General features: G+C 73.8%; 19 protein-coding genes and 1 pseudogene. 16 read left to right on the top strand and 4 right to left on the bottom strand.

Annotation, left to right across the window (positions count from 1 at the left end):
* Positions 1–10: 10 nt before the first annotated feature.
* Positions 11–1,084 carry an acyl-CoA dehydrogenase family protein gene (locus ACWEQG_RS23085; protein ID WP_452287580.1) on the top strand — a complete coding sequence of 358 codons (1,074 nt, stop codon included), beginning with the start codon at positions 11–13 and terminating at the stop codon, positions 1,082–1,084.
* Between the two features lie 27 nt (positions 1,085–1,111).
* Here the strand turns inward: ACWEQG_RS23085 and ACWEQG_RS23080 are convergent.
* Positions 1,112–1,558, bottom strand: a pseudogene (locus ACWEQG_RS23080) (RDD family protein); the annotation flags it as partial.
* Between the two features lie 133 nt (positions 1,559–1,691).
* On the opposite strand from ACWEQG_RS23080, the gene ACWEQG_RS23075 reads away from it, so the two are divergent.
* Positions 1,692–2,003: a hypothetical protein gene (locus ACWEQG_RS23075; protein WP_452287579.1), complete on the top strand. Its 312-nt coding sequence runs from the start codon at positions 1,692–1,694 to the stop codon at positions 2,001–2,003.
* A gap of 21 nt (positions 2,004–2,024) precedes the next feature.
* Here the strand turns inward: ACWEQG_RS23075 and ACWEQG_RS23070 are convergent, their stop codons facing one another.
* The gene (locus ACWEQG_RS23070) at positions 2,025–3,167 is read right to left on the bottom strand and encodes a steroid 3-ketoacyl-CoA thiolase (RefSeq protein ID WP_452287577.1); all 1,143 of its coding nucleotides are present in this window, start codon (positions 3,165–3,167) and stop codon (positions 2,025–2,027) included.
* 250 nt (positions 3,168–3,417) lie between these two features.
* Here ACWEQG_RS23070 and ACWEQG_RS23065 point away from each other — a divergent pair, with 250 nt between their 5' ends.
* Positions 3,418–4,281, top strand: coding sequence for a D-alanyl-D-alanine carboxypeptidase family protein (locus ACWEQG_RS23065; protein WP_452287575.1), 864 nt, complete (start codon positions 3,418–3,420; stop codon positions 4,279–4,281).
* A 174-nt stretch (positions 4,282–4,455) separates the two neighbouring features.
* Positions 4,456–6,024, top strand: coding sequence for a M28 family metallopeptidase (locus ACWEQG_RS23060; RefSeq protein WP_452287573.1), 1,569 nt, complete (start codon positions 4,456–4,458; stop codon positions 6,022–6,024).
* Between the two features lie 72 nt (positions 6,025–6,096).
* On the opposite strand, the gene ACWEQG_RS23055 is transcribed toward ACWEQG_RS23060, so the two are convergent.
* On the bottom strand, positions 6,097–6,768 hold the full coding sequence (locus ACWEQG_RS23055) for a lytic polysaccharide monooxygenase auxiliary activity family 9 protein (protein WP_452287571.1): 672 nt from the start codon (positions 6,766–6,768) through the stop codon (positions 6,097–6,099).
* Positions 6,769–6,957: 189 nt separating this feature from the next.
* A complete protein-coding gene (locus ACWEQG_RS23050) occupies positions 6,958–7,932 on the bottom strand; it encodes a DMT family transporter (RefSeq protein WP_452287570.1) in 975 nt (324 codons plus the stop codon).
* A 93-nt stretch (positions 7,933–8,025) separates the two neighbouring features.
* On the opposite strand from ACWEQG_RS23050, the gene ACWEQG_RS23045 reads away from it, so the two are divergent.
* The 12 genes from ACWEQG_RS23045 (at position 8,026) to ACWEQG_RS22990 (ending at position 19,206) form a co-directional block, all read left to right on the top strand.
* Positions 8,026–8,619, top strand: coding sequence for a TetR/AcrR family transcriptional regulator (locus tag ACWEQG_RS23045; protein ID WP_452287568.1), 594 nt, complete (start codon positions 8,026–8,028; stop codon positions 8,617–8,619).
* Entirely contained in the window at positions 8,616–9,767 is a 1,152-nt protein-coding gene (locus ACWEQG_RS23040) for an FAD-dependent monooxygenase (protein ID WP_452287566.1), read from the top strand. Before ACWEQG_RS23045 ends, ACWEQG_RS23040 begins: the two co-directional genes overlap by 4 nt.
* Before the next feature lie 95 nt (positions 9,768–9,862).
* Positions 9,863–11,194, top strand: a complete 1,332-nt coding sequence (locus ACWEQG_RS23035; RefSeq protein ID WP_452287564.1) for an MSMEG_0569 family flavin-dependent oxidoreductase — start codon at positions 9,863–9,865, stop codon at positions 11,192–11,194.
* 5 nt (positions 11,195–11,199) lie between these two features.
* A complete protein-coding gene (locus tag ACWEQG_RS23030) occupies positions 11,200–12,027 on the top strand; it encodes an amidohydrolase family protein (protein ID WP_452287562.1) in 828 nt (275 codons plus the stop codon).
* 26 nt (positions 12,028–12,053) lie between these two features.
* Positions 12,054–12,569 (top strand): MSMEG_0572/Sll0783 family nitrogen starvation response protein, encoded by a 516-nt coding sequence (locus tag ACWEQG_RS23025; protein ID WP_346229950.1) that lies wholly within the window; start codon positions 12,054–12,056, stop codon positions 12,567–12,569.
* Between the two features lie 4 nt (positions 12,570–12,573).
* Positions 12,574–13,638, top strand: a complete 1,065-nt coding sequence (locus ACWEQG_RS23020) for an MSMEG_0568 family radical SAM protein (RefSeq protein ID WP_452287560.1) — start codon at positions 12,574–12,576, stop codon at positions 13,636–13,638.
* Positions 13,639–13,645: 7 nt separating this feature from the next.
* A complete protein-coding gene (locus ACWEQG_RS23015) occupies positions 13,646–15,097 on the top strand; it encodes an MSMEG_0567/sll0787 family protein (protein WP_452287558.1) in 1,452 nt (483 codons plus the stop codon).
* The gene (locus ACWEQG_RS23010) at positions 15,094–15,933 is read left to right on the top strand and encodes a carbon-nitrogen hydrolase family protein (RefSeq protein ID WP_452287556.1); all 840 of its coding nucleotides are present in this window, start codon (positions 15,094–15,096) and stop codon (positions 15,931–15,933) included. Before ACWEQG_RS23015 ends, ACWEQG_RS23010 begins: the two co-directional genes overlap by 4 nt.
* Positions 15,930–16,766 (top strand): carbon-nitrogen hydrolase family protein, encoded by an 837-nt coding sequence (locus tag ACWEQG_RS23005; RefSeq protein ID WP_363467452.1) that lies wholly within the window; start codon positions 15,930–15,932, stop codon positions 16,764–16,766. Before ACWEQG_RS23010 ends, ACWEQG_RS23005 begins: the two co-directional genes overlap by 4 nt.
* Entirely contained in the window at positions 16,763–17,845 is a 1,083-nt protein-coding gene (locus tag ACWEQG_RS23000) for an MSMEG_0565 family glycosyltransferase (RefSeq protein ID WP_452287554.1), read from the top strand. Before ACWEQG_RS23005 ends, ACWEQG_RS23000 begins: the two co-directional genes overlap by 4 nt.
* A 9-nt stretch (positions 17,846–17,854) precedes the next feature.
* The gene (locus ACWEQG_RS22995; protein ID WP_452287552.1) at positions 17,855–18,481 is read left to right on the top strand and encodes an HAD-IA family hydrolase; all 627 of its coding nucleotides are present in this window, start codon (positions 17,855–17,857) and stop codon (positions 18,479–18,481) included.
* On the top strand, positions 18,481–19,206 hold the full coding sequence (locus tag ACWEQG_RS22990; RefSeq protein ID WP_452287550.1) for a VOC family protein: 726 nt from the start codon (positions 18,481–18,483) through the stop codon (positions 19,204–19,206). Before ACWEQG_RS22995 ends, ACWEQG_RS22990 begins: the two co-directional genes overlap by 1 nt.
* Positions 19,207–19,208 lie beyond the last annotated feature (2 nt).

Below are 19,208 nucleotides of genomic sequence, written 5' to 3'. Positions count from 1 at the left end.
AATAATCGCCATGTTCACCACCGCCGAGCAGGAGGAGCTGCGGCGCACCGTACGCGCCCTGCTCGAGCGCAACCCCGCGGCCCGCCCGGCGCCCGAAGAGACGCCGGAGTACGACGAGACCGTCTGGCGGCTGCTCGCCGGCCAGGTGGGGGCCTTCGGCCTGGCCGTTCCCGAGGAGCACGGCGGAGCGGGCTTCTCCTACGCCGAGACGCACGTGGTGTGCGAGGAGCTGGGCCGCGCCCTCGCCACGGTGCCCTACCTGGGCTCGGCCGTGCTCACCGCCGAGGCGCTGCTGGCCTGCGGCGCGACCGGCGACCTTCCCGGGATCGCCGGCGGCGGCCTCGTCGGCGCGCTGGCCTGGGCCGAGGGCGGCACGTGGGATCCGTCGGCGATTCGCGCCCGCGTGGCGGACGGCCTGCTCACGGGTGTCAAGGAGCACGTGCTCGACGGCGCGCGCGCCGCTCTGTTCGTCGTGCCCGCCCGCACCCCCGAGGGCCGTGTCGGCGTCTACGCGGTGGAGTCCGCCGCTCCGGGGGTGCGGGCCGAGCCGCTGGTCACACTGGACCGGACCCGGCCGCAGGCGCGTGTGACGTTCGACGACGCCCCGGCGCGGCTCCTGAGCGCCGACGGGCACCGCGTGCTGGATCGCCTGCTCGCCGTGGCCGCGACCGCGCTGAGCGCCGAACAGCTCGGCGGGGCGTCGCGCTGCCTGGAGATCACGCTGGAGTACGTGAAGACCAGGGAGCAGTTCGGCCGGCCGATCGGCTCGTTCCAGGCGGTCAAGCACCGCCTGGCAGACCTCTACGTGCTGGTCGAGTCGGCCAGGTCGATGAGCTACGACGCGGCCCGCGCGCTCGCCGGGGACGCCGCCGACCTGGCGGTGCGGGCCGCCGCGGCGCAGGCGTACTGCGCCGAGGCGTTCTCCACGGTGGCGGCCGAGACCGTCCAGCTGCACGGCGGCATCGGCTTCACCTGGGAGCACGAGGCGCACCTGTACTTCAAGCGGGCCCACTCGGCGGCGAAGCTCTTCGGCGACGCCGCCTGGCACCGGGCCCGCCTCGCCCCCGCCGTCCTCGGCGCCTGACCGCGCCTCCGTCCGGCCCCGTGCGGGTCAGGCCCTGACGACAACCGTGTCCACCAGCTTGTCCGCGAGGGTCTGACGCCGGTCGTCCCACAGAGGCCACAGGAACCCGGCACCCAGCGGAAGCACGTTCACGAATCTGTAGGCGCGCCGGGCGAACGCCATGCCGAACCCCACGGGCCGTCCCGTCCGCATGTCCACGACACGGATGCCGGCCAGCCTCTTGCCGACCGACTGCCCCGTCCTGCCCTCCAGGACGAGCTGTGCCAGGAACAGGAAGACGAGGCCGGGAGAGCCCAGCATGAGGGCCAGTGCGGGCAGCTTGAAGGACAGGACGTCGAGGATCCCGTAACTGAACCAGACGTCGCCGGACGCCTGTGAGACCTGGGTCGGCAGCGCGGTGACGATCGCCGACACCACCCAGGGCAGGATGTACACGAGCAGCCCGTCGATGATCGCGCCGCCGAGCCTCTGACCCCAGTGGGCATAAGGGCTCTGCGGGGCCGGAGCGAGGCCGGCAGGCGCGGGAGCGTCCTCGCCGCCCGCGTCCCGGACCCACCAGGTCCAGTACGCCGGCGGCGCCGGCCAGTCCTCTCCGGGACCGCTCCAGTTGTCCGGCGGACGCCATGAGGCCGCGCGGGCGAAGTCGCTCGACGTCGACGACCTCGTGAACGGCCAGGGGCTGCGAGAGACCCTCGTCGCGGCGCTGTCCGCCTCCCACCGTGCCGACAGCGCCTATCTGACGTGGGCCAGGCGTTACAAGGCCGCGCACTGCAGGGGCAGGACGGTCGGCGACCCGGCCTACGACGCGGGGAACGCCGCCTCGGTGAAGGCGACGGCCGCGAAGAGACGCTTCCTCGTCATCTGGAACCCCATCGCCGTACGCGAGGGACTGCCCACCCGCCAGGAGGACGAGATCTGAGCGGCCCGGCGGGGCGCCCGGTCAGACCCGCTTGATGATCGCGCCGGTGGCCAGCGCGCCGCCGGCGCAGATGGCGACCATGGCGGTCTCCTGGTCGCGCCGCTCCAGCTCGCCGATCACGGCGGCGATCAGGCGGATGCCGGTCGCCCCCACGGGGTGGCCGATCGCGATCGCGCCGCCGTTGACGTTGAGCCGGTCCTGGTCGACGCCGTGGACCCGCGCGAACGACATGGGCACCGAGGCGAACGCCTCGTTGACCTCGAACAGGTCGATGTCTCCGATCTTCATGCCGGTGCGGGCGAGCAGCTTCTCGCCGGCCTTGACCGGGCCGTCGAGCAGGAACCCGGTCTCCGCGCCGACCAGGCACTGGGCCACGATGCGGGCGCGCGGGCGCAACCCCAGCTCGCGGGCCCGGTCCTCGTCCACGAGCACGGCCGCGCTCGCGCCGTCGGAGATCTGCGACGCGGTCCCGGCGGTGTGCAGGCCGCCGTCCAGGATCGGCTTGAGCCCCGCCAGCGCCTCCGTGCTCGTCTCCCGCAGCCCTTGGTCCCTGGTGACTGCCGCGAGCCCGTCCTCGCCCGGCACGATCACGGGGATGATCTGCCCGTCGAACCTGCCCTCGGCCCACGCCCGCGCGGCCCGCTCCTGGGAGCGGAGCCCGAAGGCGTCGAGCTGCTCGCGGGTGAAGCCGCGGCGGCGGGCGATCCGGTCGGCGGCGACGTACTGCGCGGGCATGTCGCGGTCCCACGAGTCCGGCCGGGGCCTGCCGACGCCCTCGCCGACATTGGCCATCAGCGGCACCCGGGACATCACCTCGACGCCGCACGCCATGCCGACGTCGATCACTCCGGCCGCGATCTGCGCGGCGATCAGGTGCACGGCCTGCTGGGCCGAGCCGCACTGGCAGTCGATCGTGGTCACGCCGGTCCGCTCCGGCAGGCCCGCGTGCAGCCAGGCGGTGCGGGTGACGCTGCCGGACTGCTCGCCCGCCTGGGTGACGCAGCCGCCTATCACCTGCTCGACCAGTTCGGGCTCGACGCCGAGGCGCTCCAGCGCCCCGCGCTGCGCGATGCCGAGCAGCTCGGCCGCGTGCAGCCCCGAGAGCCACCCGCCCCGGCGCCCGAACGGCGTCCGCGCGGCGTCGACGATGACCGGAGTTCCCATGCGCTCTCTCGTCCTCGTGTCGGGGATGTCGGCGTCATCGTGTCCCCCCGTCCCACGGCGGGCGGAGCGTGATCCCGGTCAGCGGAACCGGGCAGGTCACGCCCGATCGCCCGCAGCGCCTCACTAAACCTCCCATATCACATACGTTCGTGCGCTTTGCTGACATTTTGCGAATTTTCGCCCGATAAGCCCGAATAGTCATGGCACGCTGATTCGCATGTTCGCCCGAAAGCTTTCTCTTGGTGTCTCCATGACCGCCTTTGCCCTGGTCACGGGGGTGGCGTCACCGGTTCTCGCCCCTCCCGCCCTGGCCTCTCCCGGCGTGGCGCAGCACGTTTCCGGCCACGCGTACGCGCCGCCGCGCGTGCACGGGCGGGCCGTCTATCTCTGGGACGCCACGGCCGGGCAGGACCTGCTGGACAAGAACGCCGGCAAGCGCATGCCGGTCGCGAGCCTGACCAAGATCATGACCGCGTACATCGTGCTGCGGGAGGCGAACCTCGACGACGAGGTCAAGGTCAAGCGCGAGGACCTCGAGTACGCCTGGAACAACGACGGCACGACGGCCGACCTCGAACCCGGCGACACCCTGCCGGTCGGCGACCTGCTGTACGCGTTGATGCTCCCCTCCGGCGCGGACGCCGCGCACGCCCTGGCCCGCGCGTACGGCCCCGGGGTGCCCGGCTTCGTGGACAAGATGAACGCCACCGCACGCGAACTCGGCCTGCACGACACCCTCTACGTCAACGCCGACGGACTCCCGACCTCCCGCGGCGACGGCTACTCCACCGCCCGCGACCAGGCCAGGCTCGCGGAGATCGCGCTCCGGAACCCCGTGTTCACCGAGATCACCTCGACGCGCCACCACGCGACCGAGGACGGCCGGTACGACTGGTACAACACCAACCACATGCTCGGCCTGCCGGGCGCCATCGGCGTGAAGACCGGGTCCACGAACGCCGCCGGGTTCTGCCTGGCCTTCGCGGCCGACCGGGAAGGCCGCCGCCTGATCGGGATCATCCTCGGCGAGGACGTCGCAAGCCGCCGCTGGGACACCGCCGAGAGGCTGCTCGACTGGGCATCCGAGTCCAGGGCATCCGAGTCCGACCGCTGAGCCGGCGTACGGCTCGGCGTACGACGAGGGAGCGGGCCCGCGCAATACCCCGGCGGGCCAGAAAACAGGGCCTTCCACGATCGGTCAATCCCGGTTAGGTTCCCGATCAGTGTCCATCGGGGGGCCTGAGAACCGGAACCGTCCGGACCGTCATTGGACCCGAAGGAGAGCCCAATGCGCGCCTCGCTCGGCATGCGGGCCGTCGTCGCCACCGCGGCGTCCGCCCTCGTGCTTCCCCTCCTGCCGGCCGCGCCGGCCAACGCCGACCCCGATCCGGCGCGGATCGCGCAGACCGTGGTCGCGTCCGCGGTGAAGAAGCACCTGCGCACGCTGCAGGACATCGCGAACGCCAACGGCGGCACCCGCGCCGCCGGCACTCCCGGCTTCGCGGCCTCCCGCGACTACGTCGCCGGGGTGCTGAAGAAGGCCGGCTACAAGGTGACCCTGCAGCAGTTCGACTTCCCGTTCTTCAGCGAGAACTCCACCGCCGTCCTGCAGCGCACCGCGCCCTCTCCCAAGACGTACACTCCCACCCCGCCCGACGGCAGCACCGTCGGCGAATTCGCCACGATGACCTACTCAGGGTCGGGCGACGTCACGGCGGCCGTCCGGGGCGTCGATCTCGTGCTGCCTCCGGGACCGGTGGCCAACACGTCGACCTCCGGCTGCGAGGCCGCCGACTTCGCCGGCTTCCCGGCCGGCGCGGTCGCGCTGGTCCAGCGCGGCACCTGCACCTTCCAGGTGAAGGCCGAGAACGCGCAGGCCGCCGGCGCCGCCGCCGTGATCATCATGAACGAGGGCCAGCCCGGGCGCACGGCCACCCTGCAGGGCACTTTGGGCGAGCCCACCGTGCACGTCCCCGTCGTGGGCGTGAGCTTCGCGGTCGGCCAGGAACTGGCCGCCACCGGGACGTCCGTGCGGGTGAAGACCGACACGGCCAGCGAGATGCGGCCCACGCACAACATCATCGCCGACTCCCGCTGGGGCGACCCAAACAAGGTGGTGCAGCTCGGGGCGCACCTGGACAGCGTGGTCCCGGGACCGGGCATCAACGACAACGGCTCCGGCAGCGCCGCGATCCTGGAGGTCGCCTCCGCGCTCGGCAAGATCCCGACCAGGAACAAGCTGCGCTTCTCCTTCTGGAGCGCCGAGGAGTTCGGCACGCTCGGCTCCGAGCACTACGTCGCGAACCTGTCCGCCGAGGAGCAGGCCAGGATCAAGCTGTACCTGAACTTCGACATGGTCGGCTCCCCGAACTACGCGCTGAAGATCTACGACGGCGACGACTCCGACGCCACCGGCTCCGGCCCCGGCCCCGCGGGCTCCGACGAGATCGAGAAGCTCTTCGAGAAGTACTTCGACACGCTCCGCCAGGGCCACGTGGGCACCGACTTCGACGGACGGTCGGACTACGGCGCCTTCATCGCGGCGGGCATCCCGTCCGGCGGCCTGTTCACCGGCGCCGAGGGCGTCAAGACGCCGGAGGAGCAGGCGTTGTTCGGCGGCACCGCCGGCGAGGCGTACGACTCCTGCTACCACCAGGCGTGCGACACGATCGCCAACATCAACGACAAGGCGCTCGCTCTGAACACCGGCGCGATCGCCACCGCCGCCGTGGTCTACGCCTTCAGCCGGGACCTGCCCGGTCCGGACAACCGCACCACCGCGGCGGCCGCACGCACCGCCGCCGCCGCCGCCCCCGCGGCCCACGCCGGCGCGGCGCACGGCGTGCCCGCCCAGTGATCCGTACGCGGTAGCCGAACGCGCGGGCCCCGCCGGACGCCGATCGTCCGGCGGGGCCCCGTCATGTGGTGGTCAGCCCGTGAAGTTCACGTCGCTGCAGAAGAAGAACGTCTGGTCCATGTGCGAGGCCTGCCAGATCGTGTAGACCACGGCACGGCCGCTGCGGCCCGAGGTGCTGAGGTTGACCGAGTAGTACTGCCCGGGGGCGTACCTGCCGGTCTTGGTGAGCAACTGCAGGTCGTTCCAGCCGACCGCCTGCCGGGTCGGGTCGAAGCCCTGCTTGGTGACGTAGACGAGCAGGTAGTCGGCCCCGTGCCCGGCCTGGTCCCACAGTTTGATCGTGAAGTTGTCGCGGACGCCGGTCGCCTTCCACGCGCCGGGGACGTCCATGGCGTTGTACCGGCCGTTCTCCGCGTGGCCGCCGCTGCACAGCTGGCCGTTCGGGATCGCGGACTGGAAGTTGCCGCCGAGGTTCATGCGGTAGAGCCCGTTCCAGTTCCACATGGCGGTGGTGTCGGCCTGCCACGCCTGCCAGCACATCGGGTCCTGCTGGGCCATGGACGGGTTCTGGAAGTCGCTGCCCCAGCGCTGCCAGCAGCCGTAGTTGCGGGAGGCCGGGTCCACGATCGAGCCGTGGGCGGAGGCCGCGCCCGCCCAGGTGACCAGGCAGGTGATCGAGGCGGTGAGCAGGGCCGTGAGGCGCAGGGCCCAGCGGCGGACCCGGGAATGTGAATGCGCGTGCACTGTTGGGTCTCCATCTTCCGGTGGGGGGTTCCGGGCGAGATGGGGAGCGCTCCCTGACGCGCGATGCTAGTTCACCGCCATTTGTTTGACTACTCGACCAACTACGGTCAAGACGTGCACGCTCCCGACCTCGCGTTTCACCGCGACGGCCAGGGGGAGCATCGTGCACGTTTCATCCAGGCGTGCCGGTCACCTCCTGGCGGGAGGGGCGTTCTGCCCCTGCTCCGACTTCGCCAGGAACGGCGAGCGGCCGAGGATGACGATGCCCGCCACGAGCGCCACCAGACCGCCGACCGCGCCCGCGAGGGCCGGCGGATCGACGTGCAGCCGCTCGCCGAAGATCGCCACTCCCAGGACGATGCCGATGATCGGCTCGGTCGCGGTGGTGGCGGGCAGCGAGACCCGCAGCGGCGCGGCGTCGAAGGCGCTCTGGTTCAGCAGGATGCCGGTCGCGGCGATCACGGGCAGCAGGTAGGGCTGCCAGGAGGTGAACAGCACGGCCGGTCCCCGCGCCAGGGTCAGCAGGGACCCGCGGGTCAGCGCGTCCTGGAGGCCGTACAACGCCCCCGCCGCCCCGGCGAGCAGCATCGCCTTGACCTGCAGGGGCATCCGCAGCGCCACCGCGACCATGCCCGCGGCCACTCCCGCCACGACGAGCACCGCGGCCCAGAGCATGGTGTCCGACGCCGGCATCCCGCCGCCGTGGGGTCGCCCGGCCAGGAGGAAGACGGCGACGCCGCCGCTGACCAGCACCGCCCCCACCCACTCCGCGGCGCCCAGGCGCTCCTGGTAGATCAGGGCCGCCGAGACGAGGGCGAAAATGAGGTTGGTCGCCAGGAGCGGCTCCACCGAGGCCACGTCGGCGTTCCGCAGGGCCAGCCCTCCGAGAACCTGCCCGCCGACCATCGAGGCGATCCCGGCCAGCCAGATCGGCTTGCGCGCCAGGTCGAACAGCAGCCGGACGTGCAGCATCTCGCCCAGCGGCTCGGTGTAGGCGACGTGCTGCTGCGCGACCCAGCCCAGCCCGAGGAGCGCCGCCGCCGCGAGGCCGAGAACGACCGTGACGATCACGGCGCCGGAGCCCTCGGCATCATGATCGGTCACTCCCCTCGGCGCCCTGGTCTGCCGTACGTATCCGGCCATCCCCAGTGACGAGGACCTCATGTCCCGGATATGCTTTTTGGGCAATCGTCCAAGGCGTTCGCCCAAGACGTCGGACCAAGGCGGTCGTACGCGACCGAGGGGAGCATGTGGGAGATGGCGGAGGCGTCCGCGGACCGGGGCAGGACCACGCGGCAGCGGCTGCTCGGCGCGGCGGCGGCCCTGATCGCCGAGGTCGGCTGGGGTGGCGTCAGCACGCGGATGGTGGCCGAGCGCGCCGGGGTCGCCCCCGGGGTCGTGCACTATCACTTCGCGTCGCTGACCGACCTGCTGATCGCGGCCTCGACCGGCGCCGCGCGCGGGATGCTGGAGGAGCTGACCGGGCGGCTGACGGAGCAGCCCGGCCCCGAGACCGGTGTCGAGTGGCTGCTGGGCGAGCTGTCCCGGTACACGGGGACCGATCCCGCCTCGCTGCTGATCGTGGAGATGTACCTCGCGGCCGCCCGGCTGCCGGATCTCCGTGAGCGGTTGCAGGAGATCGTCGCCGACTCCCGCGCCCGCGTCGCCGCCTGGCTGCGTGACAGCGGGCACGCCGGCGACGCCGAGGCGGCCGCCGCGGTCCTCGTCGCGGCGGTGGACGGCCTGGTGCTCCACCGCGGTCTCGACCCCGCTCTCGACCTCACCGCCCTGGCCGGGCCGCTGCGGGCGATGGTGCGTACCAGCGGACACGAGAAGGGACGAGGCACATGAAAGCGATCGTCTGCGGCGCCGGGATAGCCGGGACCGCCCTGGCGTGGCACCTGGAACGCGCGGGCTGGGACGTCGAACTGGCCGAGCGCGCGCCGGCGTTCCGCGAGGGCGGATACATGATCGACTTCTACGGCCCCGGGCTCGAGGCGGCCGGGCGGATGGGCCTGCGCCCCCGGCTGGAGGAGGTCCGCCACCCCGTCCACGAGATCGGCTACGTCGACGGCGCCGGACGTCGGACCAGCCGTCTCGCCGTCGAGGCGGGGTACGCCGATGTGGTCAGCCTGCTGCGGGGCGACCTCGCCCGTGTGCTCGCCGAGCGGGTGCGCGCGCCGGTCCGGTACGGCACGACGGTCGCGGCCGTCAGCCAGGGGGACGGAGGCGTCCGCGTCGAGCTCACCGACGGCAGCCGCCACGAGGTGGACCTGCTGGTCGGAGCGGACGGCGTGCACTCACGGGTCAGGGAGCTGGTCTTCGGTCCCGAGGACCGCTTCATCCGCTATCTCGGCCATCACGTGGCCGCGTACGTGGTCGAGGACGAGGACCTCAGCCGGCGGGTCGGCGCGCGCTACCGGATGCTGACCGTGCCCGGTCTCATGGCCGGAGCCTACGCCGTGGGCGGGGACCGGCTCGCCCTGCTGTTCCTGCGCCGCGAGCCCGATCCCGCCGTTCCCGCCGACCCGGCCGCCTCGCTGCGCCGCCACTTCGGCGGCCTCGGCTGGATCCTGCCCGAGGTGCTGGGCAGGTGCCCGCGGCCGCCCGAGCTCTACTACGACCAGGTGACGCAGGTCGAGGCCCCACGGTGGAGCAGCGGCCGGGTGGTCCTGCTCGGCGACGCCTGTGGGGCGGTCTCCCTGTTCGCCGGGCACGGCGCGTCCCTCGCGATCGCGGCGGCGTGGGTGCTCGCCGGTGAGCTCCGCACGGCCCCCGCGGGCGACCTGGCTCCCGCCCTCGACCGATACGCCGCACGTATGCGGCCGGTCGTCGCCGACGTCCAGTCGTTCGGCCGGCGGTTCCTCCCTTGGATGGCGCCGTCCAGCCGCCTGCGCATCATGGCCCGCGACTGGCTGCTGCGACTGGCCTCCCTCCCCGGAGCCGACCGGCTGTTGCTGAACGCCGTGAGCCCCGGCGGCCACCGCCTCATCACCTGACTCACTCAAGGAGATCACGGACGGTGACGCAGCGGTAACGGGTTTTTATTCCGGATGCCGCGGTCCGGAAACCCCGCCGCACTGAAGTGTCCGTCATGGAATCGGTGGCGGAAACCAGCACACCGCGGATCGCCGGGGCGCACTACCCCGTCGCGGTCGTCGGCGGCGGCCAGGCCGGGCTGTCGGTCAGCCACTGCCTGGGCCGGCGCGGCATCGAACACGTCGTCATCGAGGCGCGGCGGGTCGGCCACGAGTGGCGCGAACGCCGCTGGGACTCCTTCTGCCTGGTGACCCCCAACTGGCAGTGCGACCTGCCGGGCTTCCCCTACCGCGGCCCCGACCCCGACGGTTTCATGGTCCGCGAGGAGATCGTCCGCTATCTGGAGGAGTACGCCGCCTCCTTCGGTCCCCCGCTCGCCGAGGGCGTGCGCGTCACCCGCTTACGCAGGGCCGCGAGCGGGACGTTCGAGCTCGCGACCAGCGCCGGGGACCTCACCGCCGACCAGGTCGTGGTGGCCACCGGCCCCTACCACGCGGCCGCCGTCCCCCGGCTGGCCGAACGACTGCCCGCGGGGATCGCACAGATCCACTCCTCGCGGTACCGCCGTCCCGCGCAGCTTCCCGGAGGCGCGGTCCTCGTGATCGGCACCGGTCAGTCGGGCTGTCAGATCGCCGAGGACCTGCATCTGGCCGGGCGCCGGGTCCACCTCGCCGTCGGGACCGCGCCCCGGGTCGCCCGTTTCTACCGGGGCAGGGACTGCGTGGCGTGGCTGCACGACATGGGCCACTACGCCAGGAGCATCGACGAGTACGACGACGCGGACGCCGTACGCCTGCGGGCCAACCACTACGTCACCGGGCGCGACGGCGGGCGCGACATCGACCTGCGGGCCTTCGCCCGCGACGGGATGCGCCTGTACGGCCGGCTGACCGGCGTGACCGGCACGACGCTGGAGTTCGCCGGCGATCTGAGGGACAACCTCGACCGCGCCGACGCCGTGGCCGAGGGGATCAAGGACGCCATCGACGCGTACATCGCGGCGCGCGGCCTCGACGCTCCCGCCGAGCCCCGCTACGTGCCGGTCTGGGAACCGGGCGAGCCGGTACGCGCCCTCGACGTGGCGGCGGCCGGGATCACCTCGGTCGTCTGGGCGACCGGGTTCACCCGCGACCACCGCTGGATCGAGATCCCCGCCTTCGACGGCCGGGGCTATCCGATGCACTGGCGCGGCGTCACGAACTGTCCCGGGCTCTACTTCCTCGGGTTGCCCTGGCAGCACACCTGGGGCTCCGGCCGGTTCGAGGCGGTGGGCCGGGACGCCGAGTTCCTGGCCGGCCACATCGAGGCGTCCCGGCGGCTCGCCGACGTGTGCGGCACGCTGACCGGCGCGCCCCTCGATCTCGCCCCCGCACTTCCGGTCGGGTGAGCCCCATGGTCCGCGGCACGGTCTTCGACGCGCATCGCCACATCGGCGTGCTGCCCGCACATCCCTTCTACGGCGGCCCCGCGGTGAACCCCGACGTCACCGCGCGTGCCACGGTCAGGCAGCTGATCGCCGACCTCGACGCGGAGGGCACGGAGCGTGCGCTGGTGCTGCCCAACTACGGCGTGCCGGACCCGGCGGTCGCCTTCGCGCTCAACGACCTCGTCCTGGAGGCCGCGCAGGCCGACGACCGGATCCGGGCCGGGCTGTGGGTCTCGCCGCTGCCCCGCGACGAGGAACGCACCGCTCGCGCCCTCGGCCTGGCGGGCGAGCGGGGCGTTCGGGCGCTGAAGCTGAGCTTCCTGCTCGGCGGGCGCCCCGCCGACCCCGCCTGCCGTCCGGGACTCGACCGGATCTTCGCCGCGGCGGAACGCCACGGCCTGGTCGTCCACGTCCACACCTCCCCCGGCGCCGCCTCGGACGTCGACGAGGTCGGGCACCTGGTCGAGTGGTACGCCGACCGGGTGCCGGTGCACCTCGTGCACTTCGGCGGCGGGATGAGCGGTCACATCAAACTGACCGGCTCCCGGTTCTTCGACTGGATCGCGGCCGGAAAGCGCGTCTACACCGACCTGTCCTGGGCCATCGGCTTCGCGCCCTACTGGCTGGCCCGGGAGATCGAGCGGCGCGGCTTCGGGCACGATCGCGTGCTGTTCGCCAGCGACCAGCCGTGGGGCGACTTCGCGGGAGAGCACGCCCGGATGCGCGCCGCGGCCGGGGACGGCGAGCTGGGCGCGCTCGTCTTCCACGACACCTTCGCCTCCCTCTACGACTGACCCACCTCTACCCGAAGGAGCAGCAGATGTCCGTCGACATGACCGACCTCGAGAAGAAGAGCATCGAGGAGATCCCCCACCCGTCCCTGCCCGAGGGCTCCAGCATCTACGGCAGCACCAAGGTGTTCCCCGACTACAAGGCCGAGAACGGCGAGTCGTACTTCACGCTCGTCCACGGCATCGCGCACGAGTCGTCGGTCAGCTTCGTCGCCGTGCTGCAGGCCACCCGGGCGCTGCGCAAGGGCTTCGAGACCGCCATCTACTTCTACGGCCCGGGCTCGCTGAACTGCCTGGCCACCCGCGGCTTCCCGACGACCGGCAACTCGGCGTTCCCGGGCGAGCACAACATCAACAACCAGCTCAAGACGTTCATCGCCGAAGGCGGGAAGGTCTACTGCTGCCGGTTCGGCCTGTCCCTGCACGGCGCCCGCGAGGAGGACCTCATCGAGGGCGTGATCCCGACACATCCGCTGGACGTGCAGGACGCGCTGATCCACTACGCCCGCAAGGGCGCCGTCATCAACTCCACCTACCAGCTGTAGTGCCGTGACCGTCGATCTGCGGATCATGACCCGCGCCGAGCTGGCCCTGCGCGGCGTGGCCTTCGACACGCCCGTACGGCGGCCGGACGGCGCGGGACCCAGCGGCGACGGCCACGTCCTCGTCGACGGCGCCGGCGCGGCGCTGCCCGTCGATCCCGGCAGCCCTTACACGGTGCGCGACGGCACGGTCTGGGTCGGCGAGCAGGACACCGGGGTCTCCCTGGTGCCCGTGCGACGGCCGAGGTTCTACGACCTGACCACCGCCGACGGCGTGCCCTACGAGAAGATAGCCCGGCTGCACGGCGCGGACGTGCTCGCCACGACCGTCGTGCAGACGTGCGTCCGGTACGGCGAGGCCGACCGCTGCCGTTTCTGCACCATCGAGGAGTCGCTGCGGTCGGGCGCCACGGTCGCCGCCAAGACGCCCGCCCAGCTCGCCGAGGTGGCGGAGGCGGCGGTGCGGCTCGACGGCGTACGGCAGATGGTGATGACCACCGGCACGACCACCGGCCCCGATCGTGGGGCGCGCACTCTGGTGCGGTGCGTGCGCGCCGTGCTGGACGCCGTCCCGCACCTGCCGATCCAGGTGCAGTGCGAACCGCCGGGCGACCTGGCCTGGATCGGCGCGCTGCGCGAGGCCGGGGCCACCGCGATCGGCATCCACGTGGAGTCGCTGGACGAGGAGGTCCGGCGGCGCTGGATGCCGGGCAAGTCGTCGGTGCCGCTCGCCGAGTACGAGGCCGCCTGGGACGAGGCGGTGCGGGTCTTCGGGCACAACCGCGTCTCGACGTACCTGCTGGTGGGGCTGGGCGAGGACCCCGACGAGCTGATCGCGGGCGCGGGCCGGCTCATCCGGCGCGGCGTCTACCCCTTCGTGGTCCCGTTCCGCCCGATGCGGGGCACGCTCGCCGCCCGCGACGGCATCGAGGCGCCCGGCGCCGCCCTGCTGACGTACGTCACCGAGGGCGTGGCGGCGCTGCTGCGCGCGGCCGGCATGCGCGGCGCCGACCAGGGGGCGGGCTGCGCGGCCTGCGGGGCGTGCGGCGTGCTGAGCGCGGCGGGCGGGTGAGGCGCCGATGTACCTCGACGGGAACACGCGGGCCCCGGCACCGGCCGATCCACCCGACATCCTCGCGCTGCTCGGCGACCACAGCACGCTGGCCCGCCGGCCCGGCCTGCGGATCGAGCAGGCCGCGGACACCACGGCGCTGCGCGCCTACCGGCGGCTGCGGCACGAGGTGTTCGTCCGGGAGCAGGGGCTGTTCGACGGGCACGACCTCGACGACAGGGACGACGACCCCCGCACGGTCACGCTGGTCGCCAGGGACCCGGCGGGCACGGTCGTCGGCGGCGTGCGCCTCGGGCCCGCCTGCGACGGCCCCGACATCGGCTGGTGGACGGGCGGGCGCCTGGTCGTGGCGCCCGCCGCGCGCGGCGTCGGCGGCGCCGGGGCGGCGCTGGTGCGGGCCGCGTGCGCCCGCGCCGAGGCGGAGGGCGTGCTGCGGTTCGAGGCGACCGTGCGGGCCGGGGCCGAGGCGTTCTTCCGCCGCCTGGGCTGGACGCGGGAGCGGCCGGTGACGGTCGCCGGCGCGCCGCACGTGCTGATGCGCCACCCGATCGGCCGGATCGCGGCCCAGGCCGCGGCGGCGAAGTCGGCGCTCGGCCCGCTGCTCGCGGCCCTCGCCGGGCAGGCCACGCACGCCCTCGGCGGCCCGGGCTTCACCGGCGACGACGGAGCGCCGGTGCCCGGCAGTGACGTTATCGCCGCCTGCGACGCGATCGTGCCGTCCATGGTCGAACGCGACCCGGAGTGGGCCGGGTGGTGCTCCGTCCTGGTCAACCTGAACGACCTGGCCGCGATGGGCGCCGCTCCGGCGGGGCTGCTCGACGCGCTCGCCGCCCCCGACGCCGCGCACGCCGCCCGGGTGCTGGACGGCCTCGCGCGGGCCGCCCGCGCGTACGGGGTGCCGGTGCTCGGCGGGCACACGCAGCTCGGGGTGCCGGCCGCGCTGTCGGTGACGGCGCTCGGCCGCGCCGCGCGTCCCGTGCCGGGGGGCGGCGGGCGCCCGGGTCATGCCGTGCGCCTCACCGCGGACCTCGGCGGCGGCTGGCGGGCCGGATACCGGGGCCGCCAATGGGACTCCACCACCTCCCGGCGTACCGGCGAGCTGCGCGCGATGCTCGGCGCGGTCGCGGCCGGCGCACCCGCCGCCGCCAAGGACGTGTCGATGGCCGGGATCGCCGGCACGCTCGGCATGCTGGCCGAGGCGAGCGGCTGCGCGGCCGTGCTGGACGTGGCCGCGGTGCCGCGCCCGGCCGCCGCCTCCATGGGCGACTGGCTCACCTGCTTCCCCGGCTTCGCGATGCTCACGGCGGACGAGCCAGGCGCGCCGGCGCTTCCGGCGGGACCGGCCGCCTCGGCGGTGTGCGGGGAGCTGACCACGGGCCGGGGCGTCTCGTTGCGCTGGCCCGACGGACAGGTCACGGAGGCCGTAGGCGGCCCGGTGACCGGATTGGGGATCGCGTGAGCGTCCTGCGCATGGCGGCGGTGTCCGCCGGGTTCGGCCGCGACCTCGAGGAGGACTTCGCGATCGCCGAACGCCTCGTCAAGGAGGCCCGCAACGAGGACGTGCGGCTCCTCGCGCTGCCCGAGGCGTGCCTCGGCGGCTACCTGCTCAGCCTCGACGGCGACGCGGCGGACGCCGGGCCGCCCGCGCTCGCCGTGGACGGTCCCGAGATCCGGCGGCTGGCCGCCCTGGCCGGCGACATGGTCGTGGTCGCGGGCTACTGCGAGGACGGCGGCGGCGCCCGCTACAACAGCGTGGTGTGCGTCAGCGGCGACGGCGTGCTGGGCAACCACCGCAAGGTCCACCAGCCGCTCGGCGAGAACGCCAGCTACGCCTCGGGCGACGGCTTCCGCGCCTTCGACACGCCGGTCGGCAGGATCGGCATGATGATCTGCTACGACAAGGCGTTCCCGGAGGCCGCCCGCGCGCTGGCCCTCGACGGCGCGCAGATCGGGGTGTGCGTGTCGGCCTGGCCCGGCTCGCGCACGAACGCGGCGCGGGACCTGGAGCGTGACCGCTGGAAGCGGCGCTTCGACCTGTTCGACCGGGCCCGGGCGCTGGAGAACCAGATCGTGTGGCTGTCGGCCAACCAGGCGGGCACGTTCGGGTCGCTGCGCTTCGTCGGCAGCGCGAAGGTCGTGGACCCCGGTGGCGAGATCGTCTCGGCGACGGGCGTCGGGCCCGGCACTGCGGTCGCCGAGATCGACGTGCCGCGGGCGCTGGAGACCGCGCGCCGGTCGATGGGCCACCTGCGTGACCGCCGCCCGGAGACGTACGGGGCGGCGTCCGGGACATGAGCCTCCTGCGGATCGCCGCGGCGGCCGCCCACTTCGGCCGCGACCTCGCCTTCGACCTGGCCCGCATCGCCAAACTGATCGGCGACGCCCGCGCCGCGGGCGCGCGGCTGCTCGTGCTGCCCGACGCCGCGCTCGGCGGCTACCTCGCCGACCTGCGCCGGCCGGACCCCGACGCGCTGCCGCCCGCGCTGAAGCCGGACGACCCGGTCATCGCGCGGGTGGCGGCGCTGGCCGCCGAGATGGTGGTGTGCGTCGGCTTCTGCGAGGACGGCGGGGACGTCCGCTACAACGCGGCCGCGTGCGTCAGCGGCGACGGCGTGCTCGGCCTGCACCGCAAGGTGCACCTGCCCGCCGGCGAGACCGCGGCCTACGGCCCGGGCGACCGGTTCGACGCCTTCGACACCCCGGCCGGGCGGATCGGCATGCTGATCGACTACGACAAGACCTTCCCGGAGTCGGCCCGCAGCCTCGCGCTCGACGGCGCGCAGATCCTGGCGTGCCTGTCGGCGTGGCCCGCCAGCGTCACCGACCGCGCGCCCCGGATGGCCCAGGACCGGCAGTCGCGGCTCTTCGACCTGTACGACCAGGCGCGGGCCGCCGAGAACCAGGTCGTGCTCGCCTCCTCCAACCAGACCGGCGTCATGGGCGGCATGCGGTTCCTGGGCCAGGCCAAGGTCGTCGGCCCCGGCGGCGACGTGCTCGCCCGCACCTGGTCGAAGGCCGGGCTGGCCGTGGCCGAGCTCGACGTCGCGGCCGAGATCGAGCGCGCCCGGCGGATCCTCCACCACCTCCGCGAGCGCAGGGCCGGCGTCTACCGGGAGGCACGAGGGTGAGAATCGCGCTGCTCAGCTACTCGACCAAGCCCCGCGGCGGGGTCGTGCACACCCTCGCCCTCGCCGAGGCGCTCGCGGCGGCGGGACAGCGCGTGACGGTGTGGACGCTCGGCCGGGGCGGCGACTCGGGGTTCTTCCGCCCGGTCGACCCGGCCGTGCGGCTGCGCGTCGTGCCGTTCCCCGGCATCCCCGGGGAGGGCGTCGGCCCGCGCGTGCTGCGGTCGATCGCGGTGCTGCGCAGGGCGTTCGCACCGGAGGCGGCGTCCTACGACGTCGTGCACGCCCAGGACTGCATCAGCGCCAACGCGGCCGGCCGGTGCGTCCGGACCGTCCATCACGTCGACCACTTCACCACGCCCGAGCTGGCCGCCTGCCACGAGCGCGCCATCGTCACGCCGTACGCGCACGTCTGCGTGTCGGAGTCGGTGGCGGCCGAGCTCGCGGCCGGGTGGGGCGTCACGGCGGCGGTGATCCCCAACGGCGTCGCGTACGACCGCTTCGCGTCCGCCGATCCGGTCGCCACCCGGATGTGGCGCCGGCGGCTCGGGACGTACGTCCTGACGGTGGGCGGCATCGAGCCGCGCAAGGGCTCGCTCGACCTGCTGGAGGCGTACGCGCTGCTGCGGGAGGCGCGTCCCGACGTCCGCCTGGTGATCGCCGGCGGTGAGACGCTCTTCGACTACCGCGACTACCGCGCGCGGTGGGAGGCCCGGGCGGCCGAACTCCGCGTCGAGCCGGCGGTGCTCGGCCCGGTCTCCGACGCGGACCTGCCGCCGCTCGTGGCGGGTGCGGGCGCCTTCGCCTTCCCCTCGGTGAAGGAGGGCTTCGGGCTCGCCGCGATGGAGGCCCTGGCGGCGGGCGTCCCCGTGGTGGCGCGCGACCTGCCCGTCCTGCGCGAGGTCTTCGGCTCCGCCGCGCGCTTCGCCGCCACCCCCGGCGCCCTCGCCGCCGAGCTCGCCCACGCCCTCGACCATGCCGATCCCGGCAGGCGCGCGGCGGGCCGGGAGCTCGCCGCACGCCACACCTGGCCGGCCGCCGCAGAGCGGCACATCGCGCTGTACGAGGGGCTCGGGTCGTAGGCTCGGAGCGTGGCGGTCAAACCCTTCGACGCGGTGCTGTGCGATTTCGACGGTGTCGTGAAATTCCAGGACGCCGAGCAGCAGGCGGAGGCCGAGCGGGCGTACGGGGTGGAGCCGGGGACGGTGGCCCGGGTGACCGGCGGGTCGGCGCTGGTGGTCCCGGCCCTGACCGGGCTGGTGACCCGCGAGGAGTGGCTGGCGTCGGCCGTTCCCGTCCTCGCCGAGCTGGTGGGCTCGCCCGCACGGGCGAGCGCGCTGACCGCCGACTGGCTGGCGGCCCGCACGTGGGCGGACGAGGAGGTGCTCGCGCTGCTCACGCGGGCCCGTGCCCGCGTCCCCGTCGTGCTCGTCAGCAACGCCACCTCGGAGCTGGCCGCCCACCTGCGTGAGCTGGAGCTGCACGACGCCTTCGACCACGTCGTCAGCAGTTACGACGTGGGGGTCGCCAAGCCCGACCCGCGGATCTTCGAGATCGCCGCCGGCCGCGCCGGTGTCCCCGCCCCGCGTTGCCTGTTCGTCGACGACCGGACCGAGAACGTCGACGCGGCGAGGGCGCTCGGCATGACCGGAGTCGTCTACCGCACCCCGGCGGACCTGGCCGAGGCGCTGCTTCCGCTGTTCGATGAGGCTCCCTGATGGCGGTGCGCCGCGTGCTGGCCTTCATCGACAGGCCCGTGGAGCGGTTCGAGGAGGCCGCCGCGTTCTGGACGGCCGTCACCGGCACGCGCCTGTCGCCGCGGCGGGGCGGCGACGGGGAGTTCGCCACGCTGCTGCCGGAGACCGGCGACGCCTGCGTGAAGATCCAGGCCGTGGGCGACGGGGGCGGCGCCCACCTCGATCTGGAGGTGGACGACGTCCGTGCCTCGATGGCCCGGGCCGTGGCGCTCGGCGCCGCCGTCGCCGACGACCACGGCGACTGGGCCGTGCTGCGCTCCCCGGAGGGCAGGGCGTTCTGTCTCGTCCCGGGAGAGGGGACGACGCGGCGGCCGCCCGTCTTCGCCGGCACCCGCCTCGACCAGGTGTGCCTCGACATCGCCCCCGGCGCGTACGAGGAGGAAGTGGCCTTCTGGGCGGCGCTGACCGGGTGGCCCCCGCGCCGGGGCTCGCTGCCCGAGTTCACGGTGCTGGCGATGCCGGGGATGCCGGTGCGGATCCTCCTGCAGCGGCTCGGCGAGGGGCCCGGCCGGTCCGCCCACGTCGACCTGGCCTGCGCCGACCCCGACGCCGCTCGCGTACGGCACGAGCGGCACGGCGCGGTGCTCGTGTCGCGGGGGCGGCACTGGCTCGTCATGCGCGACCCGGCGGGCGGCGTCTACTGCCTCACGCGCCGGGACCCCGTGACCGGCTCACTGCCGGGGTGAGC

The organism is Microbispora sp. NPDC004025 (assembly GCF_053604425.1).
The sequence above is the reverse complement of the archived record's forward strand: the minus strand, read 5'-3'. Positions and strand labels throughout refer to the sequence as shown.